Consider the following 10106-nt stretch of genomic DNA (forward strand, 5'->3'; position numbering starts at 1 on the left):
GGGAGTGTGGCCTTGGCTTCGGTGACGGCCTTAAAAAAGAATCAGGAATATCCAACCTGGTTTAAGCATCATGTCCTTGAGTTTAAACTGGTTGCGTAAAATACACCTGCACAGGTGGAATTTTTTCTGAAAGATCAATCCGTGGGTTTTTCCCGGAAAAGCAGGAGAGAAGGCAGTACGAACAAATCTGCCAGACACGCCAGAACAATGATAGTTCCACCCAAAATAGCAAAATGAACGGCAGGCAGAAAGGTTGAGAGGACATTGATTCCAAAGCCGAGAAACAGGATGACAGAGGTCAGGATGACAGCCTGACCAGCACTGGTAAAGGCTTGTTCAACCGATTTTCTTCTGGGTAAGCCACTTTTCCGCAAGCGACTGTAGCGTTTCATCATGTGCATTGTGTCATCCACTGCCACCCCAAAGGTCAAGGACGCAATAATCATTGTGTTGAAGTTGAGATAAATATCCAGTTGCACCATCAGGGCGCCAGCAACAACAATGGGCATAATGCAGGGAATCATGGATATCAACCCATATTTGACCGACCTTAGCATTAGAAAAAAACAAAGAAGAATGGTTCCCAGTGAAATTAAAAATGAGCGTGACAAACCTCTGATCACATACGTATCTTTTTTGCTGTCCAACACAGCGTCTCCCGTAATGAAAAATTCAAATTCCGGAAGTTCTTTTGCAATCAATTCCTCCACTTCTATCATATTTTTGCGTGTTGTCAGCGATGAAATGTATCTTTGTGGAATTTCCAGTTTGATGTAGTTGCCGTCAGAACTGATCAAATCTTTCAAAGCCTCTGTTGATTCCGAGGCCTGATATAAATATAAATAATGATCCAGGGTCTGCTGTGAAGCAGGGATTGTGTAATAGTTCGGATTATTTCCATGTACGATTTTATTTATGTGTCGGACATAATCAGCTATTGATCTGACATTTCCGGAATCCTGATTTTTTTCAATAGCGTCTTCAATCAAAACCAGCTTTTTGAGTAAGGCGGGAATCTGATTCATCAGGATGTTGGATACTTTGAGAATCACCATCATGCCACCGGTATTTTGATAATGTTGATCAAAATACTCCAGGTCTTGAGTGATCTTTGAGTTTGCCCTGAAATAGCTCTTAATTCCTGAATCCGCTTTAAGAGACAGACAGATCCAGCCGGCGCCAAAAGTGAACGCCAGTGCAATAATAACAATCCATCGTCCATATCGTGAGGTGGTTCCAATCAGAAAGTTTCCTATGCCCGTTATCAGGAATTTTGGATAGTGAGGCGTGACAAATGAGTGGTTTTCGTTGGTAAAGCTCAATACGGAAGGCAAAAACGTGAATGAAAACAAAAAGGCTGAAAATACTCCCACTGAGGCCATCACGCCATATTCCTTGACCGGTATCAGTTCAGTGAACGTCAACGCCCAAAAACCGATAGCCGTGGTCAGCGATGTATAAAAACAGGGGGTGAACAATTGCCTTTGTGTCGTAATGGCCGCATATTCCTGCGAGTATCCTATATTTCTGAAAGCGTAAAACTCAGTCAGAAAATGGATGGCGTCCCCGATTCCGGCCGCTATGATCAAAACAGAAAGACCAGGCGTATTGAGAATATTCAGTTTCCATCCCATGATGCTGGTGAAACCATAGGTGACGGCCACAGAAAACACCACCACTGATACCGCGCAAAAAACACTCAACCAGGATCTGAATACAACATATAGCAACAGAACCAGCAGGATCACCATCACAGGTTGCACTAGTCTACGGTCTTTCTCATTGTTTTCCTGTATTTGACCATAAATGGCACTCGTCCCTGTGAAATGAAAAGAATAGCCACGTTCCTCATAGTTCTGATTCTTTAAAAATTCCCGGACATCCCTCAATAATTTGATATGATGGTTAAATGAGCCTTTCTGATAAATCACTTTTGCGGAAATGATAGTATTTCTGAAATCACTGGTGATGAGCGTGCCATGGATCAGTGTTTCTTTCTGCATAATTTTTACAATCTGGTCAATTTGTTTGGGCGTGCCTTTCCAGGAAGAAGGATCTTCAAACAGTGGATGAGAGGTCAGTTTTCCACGTTCATAAACATGGTACTGATAATTACTCAAAGAATTGACCCGGCTTACATAATCCTGTTGATCCAGAAATTGAGTGATTTCATGGATAATTAACAGTGTGTCCCCATTGATGATGTCAATATCCTGTTGACGCGCCTCAATCCCGATCACAAAAGATTGGTGGTCGCCAAACAAATAGTTTGATCGCTCATAATGATACATCGCCGGATCGTCAGGAAGAAACCAGATTTCAGCAGAATTATCAAAGGACAGTTTGGAGATGGGAACTAACAAAATTATTTGGCTGAGAACTGTCAGACCAATGATCCACTTTCTGTATTTGATGACACCATAAGCCCAACGGCGTATCAAAACACGCATCCAATGAATCAAAGACAGGTTCATAATTTTATTCCAGGCATAAAACGGGGATTATTCTGATCGAAGCTTTAGTTATGTCTTTAACATAAACAATTCAGGAAAGTCTATTCCTGATCAGAAAGATGTGGTTTTTCGGGATTTAAAACAAAAAAAGGAGCTGGCAGGCTCCTTTTTTGGGGGGGGGAAAATTGGAATCGTCCGATTTAGATGCTGTCGTAGTAACTGAACGCTTCCAGGCTCTCATAGTGAGAGTTCATTTCATCCATAACGGATGATTGGCTTTTTTGGTCTGGAAGAACTTTGATCTTCCCACCTTTGTTTAAAAACTGTTTCATTGCTTCTTCAAGTTCCTGCCTTGATACATCTTTTCGATCGTTTTCCATACATGCCTCCTGAAGTACCTCATTAATTATTGATCACTGATTCATGAGGGGTAAATTGCAAAACATTTTCCATTACGGCAAACTGTACTTCCGTTGTCGTTAATTACCGATAATCTAAGCTCATTCTTATTTTTTGATTTAAAAAACTAAAAAAAATTCTTGCAAAACAATCACATCTAAGGCATTTTGTTTTTTAAAATTGGTACGACCAATTTTAAAAAGTGTTGCGAATGGTCTTTATTGTTTTTGAAGGATCCGTTGTAAACGGCATAACCCAGAGCATAGCTAAGCATTTAATGCATTGATGAGTACATTTTATGCAAAATGAAACCTGGATGGTTGAAATGGAAGATGGATCAAATATAAAGATTCGTCTCTTCCGCAACGGAAAAAATCAAAATTTGCCGGTGATTATCTGTCTATCCGCAATGGGTGTTCCCGCAAATTATTACAAACCGTTTGCGGAACTGCTGAGACAAAAAAACTTCCATGTTGTCACCGCGGATCTCAGGGGGAATGGCGAGAGTAGCGTGCGGGTAAATCGACAAAATAATTTCGGTTTCCATGAAATGTTGACCTATGACTGGCCTGCGATCATCAGAAAAGTTCGTGAAATATTCAAAACGGAACCTGTTTATTTATGTGGTCATAGTTTGTCGGGTAATCTTTCAGCCTTGTACCTCAGCAAGAATCCACATCAGATCACTGGATTGATTATGATTGCTTCGTGTCTGATCCATCACCGGGGATGGAATTACCCTCAAAACATTGGTGTTTTGGCTGGCACACAATTCATGCGGGTAATTGCTGAAACCCTGGGTTACTTCCCGGGGAAATATATGGGATTTGGTGCTCTTGAAGCAAAAGGCGTTATTCGGGATTGGACCAGAACCGCGTTAACCGGGACATATCGTCCGACAGCAAATCCTTATGATTTTGAAACATTGCTGCAACACCTGCCGTTACCTGTTCTGGCCATTTCCTTAGAACAGGATTCATGGGTTTCTGAACAGTCTGTGATCAATTTATGCCATAAAATGAAAAACGCCGCTGTCGCGCATCATCGCCTGAAGGCCTCCCTCTTTGGTAAAAATAAAGTGGATCATTTCAGGTGGGTTCAGTCTTCTGGGCCTGTTGTGGACTGCATTGCCAACTGGATTCATGCTTCAGACTCATCCTTCGGATAAGGTCTGATTTTATTAACCACCATCTTGAGGATGTTATGGCCGGAGCAATAGGATTAGGATTTGAAGAAACACTGAAGGGATGGATTCAGTGGTTTCACCACAAAGAAAGAAATCCCCTTATACTGGAATGTGCCAGTTGGTCAACAGATAGACTACGATGGTGGAAACCCTGGAAAATTGAGGGAAAAATCAGTTGTCCCGGACGTTTTTACAAAAACCGGATCACAGGGACTGTTACCATTCACCCGCTCAAGCATATTGAATATGATCTGTTGTTTCATGACTCAAAACTGGGAAATCTCCATCTCAAAGGAAAAAAAGAATGGCTTGAAATCAAGATGCATAAGACTGTGGGCCCCCTGAATGGCTCACTGTTCAACAGTCATGACGAAAACATTGGCGATTTCGAACTCAAATACCAAGGGAATGTCACCCAATTCATGAATGCCATCCGGTTCCGACAGGGCCATCCACATCAAACCCATTGGAGTTCTTACAAAGAAACCATTCTTGCGCTTGCCGAAACCGTGTATCCAGAGGTTGCAAACAACGAAAATCTGAAACAAAAGGTCTGGGAGCGTTTTCTGGAGGTCATGGAATGGATGCCTTCTACCGATTATAAATTAATGGATGTCGCCTATCGTCATGCTGGTAAACTGGGCTGGGCTAAAGGCAAACGATCCTTTGCCCAATTATCCCTTGAGGAACGAATCCAGCTCATGGATTCCATCCAGCGATCCAGTGTTGCCATGGAAAAATTGACGGAAGTTTTACAAATTCCGTTGAGAATTGCCGCATACAGCGATGAAGACTTTCATAAAAAGCTCCATATTCATATCCCCAGAAATCCACAAACAATATATGAAAATGAACCCTGGCAAAAAAACATCTTCACGCCATCCACAGATTTATCCTTGTCACCTGTTGAATGTGATGTGGTGGTTATCGGAAGTGGGGCCGGCGGTGCGGCTATTGCGGATATACTCACACGAAAATACAATCTTGCCGTTGCGATTGTGGAAGAGGGGATGTTCTGGGATCGAAGATCTCTTCAGGATTCTTCATTCCGCATGACCGCGAAATTGTACCGCTATTTCGGCATGCAACGCACTGAAGGCACGGCCCCGATCCTGATTCCAACAGGCATTGGTGTGGGCGGCACAACCCTCATCAATTGCGGAACCAGTTTCCGTACACCTGAATCGGTGATCAACCGCTGGAATGAGGAATTGAACGTTGGTATCAGTGTCGCTGAAATGAAACCATTTTTTGAACAGGTGGAACAAAAACTTCATGTTCAACCCGGTGAAAAAAAATATCTGGGACCGATTGCGGATGTGGTCGCCGCAGGTGCCGACAAGCTTGGCTACTCCCATCATCCGCTTCCCCGAAGTGCTCTGGGATGTGATGGTCAGGGCGCCTGTTCCACAGGTTGTCCCTCCGGCGCGAAAATGTCGACCAATGTGTCTTATATTCCATCGGCTCTAAAGCATGGCGCATCACTGTTCACCGGTTATCGTGCAGAACAAATTCTGGTTGAGCATGGACAGGCTGTCGGCGTGATTGCCCGGGTTCCAGGGGTGGATGCTTCATGGAATCTGAAAATTCGGGCGAAATGTGTGATTCTGGCCGCAGGAAGTCTCATCACTCCCAGAATTTTGTATGAAAATGGGATCGCAGAGAACAATCCACATCTCGGGCATCACCTCAGTATTCATCCGGCTGTGAATGTGGGTGGTTTATTCAGGCAAATCATGCAGGTTCCGCATTACATTCCACAAAGTTATGCCATTGATCATTTCCATCATGAAGGCATCATGTTTGAAGGCGCCGCATTGCCTCCTGAATTTTCATGTCTGGCATTGCCTGTATTGGGGAGTGATTTTCTGCATTACATGAATCATTATAAGCACTATGCCAATTTCGGATTCATGATTCAGGACACCAGTCATGGAAATTTGAAGCTGTCCAAAGGAAAATCGCCCAAAATAAATTATAATCTCGATGAAAAAGCCCTGAATCGAATCACTCGTGGCACAACCATTCTGGGCAATGTATTGTTCGAAGGCGGCGCCGAAGAAATCATCACTCAGGTTTCAGGGCGGGCACGTATCAAAAATGCCAGCGAATTACAGCAAAAATTCCGTAAACCTGTGAAAGCCAGAGAAATCAACGCGACAGCATATCATCCACTCGGAACATGCCGTTTTGGATCGTCTCCTCAAAATTCAGTTGTTTCTCCGGAGCATGAAGTCTGGGGCGTAAAAAACCTGTTTATTGCTGATGGCTCGGTCGTTCCCGGCCCGCTGGGTGTCAACCCGCAGATCACTATCATGGGACTGGCTCTACGTGCAGGTCAGATTATCGGTTCCCGTTTTTAGATAAAATTTAAGGAAAGGAAATTCATGACACCCGCAGAAAAAGACAACATCCTGATTTGGGATGGAAAAACCCATGGCCATTACGAAGTCTATTATTTCAAATTCAATCTGCCTGAGCAGCAGGCCGCGTTCTGGCTGAGATACACCATTCTTGCGCCACTCCATGGTTTTGGGCAACCTGTTGGGGAATTGTGGGGGATTTTCTTTGACAGCCGGGATCCTTCAAAAAATGAGGCCTGGAAACAAACGTTTCCGCTTTCACAGGTTCGGTGGGAATCACAGCGGTTTGAGTTGAGGATTGATCAATCCCTGTTGAGACATGATGAATCCCATGGTCGGATTCAGGGGAAAAAGTCCTCCATAAGTTGGGATTTAAAAATCAAACCGCAAAAAGAGATTTTTCATAATTATCCCAATTTGCTGTATCATTTGCCCTTTCCCAAAACAAAAGTGATGGCCCCCAATCTGAGTTGTTCCTATTCTGGAAGAATCAAGGCTGGAGATCGTGTCTTTGAATTCAAAAACGCGCCCGGGCATCAAGCTCATATCTGGGGTAAAAAACACGCGCATCAATGGGCCTGGGGAAATTGTAATCTATTTGATGACCAGCAGGATGCTGTGTTTGAAGCGCTTTCTGGTCAAATAAAACTGGGAGGTGTTTTAACGCCCCCCATGTCGATGGCCTATTTGAAAGTTGGCAAGGAGGAATACAGTTTTAAATCCTGGAAAAATCTGTTCGGAATCCATTCAAGATGGAATATTCAAAATTGGCAGATGGAAGCTGAGAATGAAAAATATCTACTCTTGGCAACTATGAGCAGTCAACCGGAATGGATGGTCGGCGTCCGATATACAGATCCGGATGGGGACACACGGGTTTGCAATAACACAAAGATTGCCAATCTGGAGCTGAAATTGATTGCACGGGAACAGGATAAACAAATATTACGGCATCATCTTAAATCGACACAGGGATGTGCGTTTGAAGTCGTCGGACCCCATGCGCAACCCGCTGTGCCAGTGAAAATTTAACAGACAAGCCCCTAAATCTTTTCACGGGAAATCACTTCAAATTTGATTCCGGCTTGTTGCAGGCGCTCAATCAGGGGATTTCCCAGACAAGCCGCCGTGGTGGTCACCCCACCGCGAACCAGCAGGGACTCCCTGTGTTTGATCAACACCCAGGCCGACTCCGAAACCATTTTAGAGGTTTCATCATATCCCGGATCTTTTCCACTCACTTTGGTTTGCACCCGTTCAGACGAGGTTTCTCCCAAAAAGGTCAGTTCAAAGAAACTTTTCTTCCGATCTTCCTCTGAGGGACCGTCTCCGGATTTAAGTATTTTCAGAAGCATTTCCCTGGTGACACTGAATTGCGCAGACATAAAAAGGCCTCCCATCACGCCCAGAAATTTCATGACATTCTGAATTTTTTTAATTTTCAGGTAATGCTCATATTTAAATCCCGGGCCATATTCTGTGCGGACATTGCTGGATCGTTTGACAATCACGGGGTCAATCAACGGCAAGGGGATTCCCCAGGCATTCAAATATTTGGAATAATGCAGTTTAAGTCCGACTTTTTGGCCTTCCGCTTTGGAGTGTGCCAGTGTTTCTTTGCCTTTGCTCATGGCTTTGACCGCCGATTGCCAGGTTCCTCCTGAGGGTTTTGATTTGGTGGTGAGGTAAGCTTTGACTGTTTTTTGCGAGTCAGCAGGTAATTGTTGAACCGTGAAATAAGCACCCAAATCGGCAGGAATGCTGTCAAAGCCACAGCAATTGATAATCAGAACACCTTTTCTGCGAGCGTCGTCATCATATTTTTTCAGGATGTTTCCCACAAAATCAGGCTCACCGGTAATGTCCAGATAATCGGTTCCGGCGGCCACACATGCGGCGACCAACGGTTCTCCATATTCTGAATAGGGGCCAACCGTCGTCAGGACAGCTCTGGTTGACGACACCATTTTTTTCAGAGACGCCGCGTCTGAGGCATCAGCCTTGATCAAATTGAGAGAGTCGCAGGCAGGATTGAGCCTGATCAATTTTTGTTTTACCTGCTTCAACTTATCGATATTTCTGCCAGACAACGCCCAACTTAGTTCTGCATTGAAATGCGTCGCAAAATATTCAGCAACCAGGCCTCCTGTGAATCCGGTGGCTCCATAAATCACGACATCATACTGACGTTTTTCTGAATTTTCTGACATATCTCTCCATGATTAATGCGTTGGTAAAATAGCTGACGCGAGGTCATTGCGCTGGAAGTAATACTTACTCTTACAATATTCGCAGATAACTTCAACCTCTGATTCCAGATAGTCAATTTCCTCAGGTTTTGATTGCAGAAACTGAATCATGTTCTGCCGCATCTGCTCTTGACCACAGCCACAATAAAACTCAATTTTGCGCTGGCTTAAATACTGAAAACCCCAGGAAGACGCGGTTGCTGACAGCGATTCCACGGTTGCTGTCGCTTCAGAAAACAACGTATCCAGGCGTTGTTTCCATTCCTCCAGACATTGGTCCATGTCTGGCGCTTCAGAAATATCCTGTTCCAATGAAGGTAATTTGTGGATCATCACGCTCTGATCGCTGATGGAGGAGACATGCACCCGCGCATGAAACTGCCAGGATCGTTCCAGAACCAGATTGATAATTTCGCCGAGTGTTACAGCGTCAAGATCAATGACCGAATGATAGGAATTGTCTCTGTTCAATCGCAACAGTCTGACTTTTCCTGAGACCCTGTCCGGAATGCCTTCCATCTGTTCGGGATAAACCATGGCCCTGAGGTATCCCGAACTGTTGGTTTCAAGTTTGATTCTGAAGTATGGAATTTCTGAATCAAGATACACACACAGTTGTTCTCCTGGTTTGAGAAATGTGATCAGTGGTTGTACGCCCAGAATGAAATCACGGAAATAACCAAAACTGCTTCCCTGATGTTGCTGGGTCAAAACCAGATCATGTATCAGTTTCTGACCTTCAAAAAAATGAAGAACAAGATCCTGATTGTAAAAAGTAATCAATCGACTGTCAGATAAACTCATAGCATTGCTTTGTAAAAATTGTTGGATTTCAGGGCTGGATTTCGATAGCAGGGAAAGATCGTGGATGCCTGTTTGTGAAAAGAATCCTCACCTGCAAAGAGACAACGCAAGGATTTAACATCAACCCACACAATATGTCTAGCTTGACCATAGCCGAAAAGTATTTTTCCATGCCGGAAATTTGCCCAAGAGAGATGATTTTTATGATCCCAACTGACACTTGTACCTCATTGAGTTAAAAGAACGACTGGAATTAAAGCATTAACGTCCATTCAACGCCGTTTCAACGCAAAACAGCCAATGTCAGATCATAGTTCGCCCTTCGTGTTGCAAAACTCCTTATTATGCTGCTTTTTGCCGTTCATTTCGTTCCGTGGCCACGAAAGTCAACTCATTCAGGCGCAACGGCGTATTTCCGGACCTAAAAGCAGTGAAATCACGGAGGTTCGCGCCTTATTGACTGAATACGATTTGTGGAATCGAAAGATCACGCTGGACGCACTTCACCTCAATCCGCTGACCACCGCCGGAATTCATCAAAAAGGTGGAAGTTATCTGATTCAGGTCAAGGAAAATCAACCTGAGTTACGGCGAATCATGGGGGAAACGGCTCTTTGGGGGGCGGCTTGCGGAAGGCTGGAATCGGTGGACA

General features: G+C 44.1%; 8 protein-coding genes. 4 read left to right on the plus strand and 4 right to left on the minus strand.

What is annotated here, in order from left to right; all coding sequences use genetic code 11:
• Positions 1–134 precede the first annotated feature (134 nt).
• Entirely contained in the window at positions 135–2474 is a 2340-nt protein-coding gene (locus HQM11_20805; GenBank protein MBF0353478.1) for an MMPL family transporter, read from the minus strand.
• A gap of 179 nt (positions 2475–2653) precedes the next feature.
• Positions 2654–2833, minus strand: a complete 180-nt coding sequence (locus HQM11_20810; protein MBF0353479.1) for a hypothetical protein — start codon at positions 2831–2833, stop codon at positions 2654–2656.
• Between the two features lie 317 nt (positions 2834–3150).
• On the opposite strand from HQM11_20810, the gene HQM11_20815 reads away from it, so the two are divergent.
• Genes HQM11_20815 through HQM11_20825 form a run of 3 tightly spaced genes read left to right on the plus strand, consistent with a single transcriptional unit; the run spans position 3151 to position 7433 of the window.
• Positions 3151–4020, plus strand: coding sequence for an alpha/beta fold hydrolase (locus tag HQM11_20815; GenBank protein MBF0353480.1), 870 nt, complete (start codon positions 3151–3153; stop codon positions 4018–4020).
• 35 nt (positions 4021–4055) lie between these two features.
• Positions 4056–6401, plus strand: coding sequence for a GMC family oxidoreductase (locus tag HQM11_20820; GenBank protein MBF0353481.1), 2346 nt, complete (start codon positions 4056–4058; stop codon positions 6399–6401).
• 24 nt (positions 6402–6425) lie between these two features.
• On the plus strand, positions 6426–7433 hold the full coding sequence (locus tag HQM11_20825) for a hypothetical protein (protein ID MBF0353482.1): 1008 nt from the start codon (positions 6426–6428) through the stop codon (positions 7431–7433).
• Between the two features lie 11 nt (positions 7434–7444).
• Here HQM11_20825 and HQM11_20830 read toward each other — a convergent pair whose 3' ends face one another.
• The gene (locus tag HQM11_20830; protein MBF0353483.1) at positions 7445–8611 is read right to left on the minus strand and encodes a saccharopine dehydrogenase NADP-binding domain-containing protein; all 1167 of its coding nucleotides are present in this window, start codon (positions 8609–8611) and stop codon (positions 7445–7447) included.
• Positions 8612–8623: 12 nt separating this feature from the next.
• Positions 8624–9454: an Hsp33 family molecular chaperone HslO gene (locus HQM11_20835; protein ID MBF0353484.1), complete on the minus strand. Its 831-nt coding sequence runs from the start codon at positions 9452–9454 to the stop codon at positions 8624–8626.
• A 300-nt stretch (positions 9455–9754) separates the two neighbouring features.
• On the opposite strand from HQM11_20835, the gene HQM11_20840 reads away from it, so the two are divergent.
• Positions 9755–10106 (plus strand): hypothetical protein (locus tag HQM11_20840; protein ID MBF0353485.1); only part of this gene is annotated, 352 nt, incomplete at its 3' end.

This window comes from SAR324 cluster bacterium, assembly GCA_015232315.1.
GTDB lineage: Bacteria > SAR324 > SAR324 > SAR324 > NAC60-12 > JADFZZ01.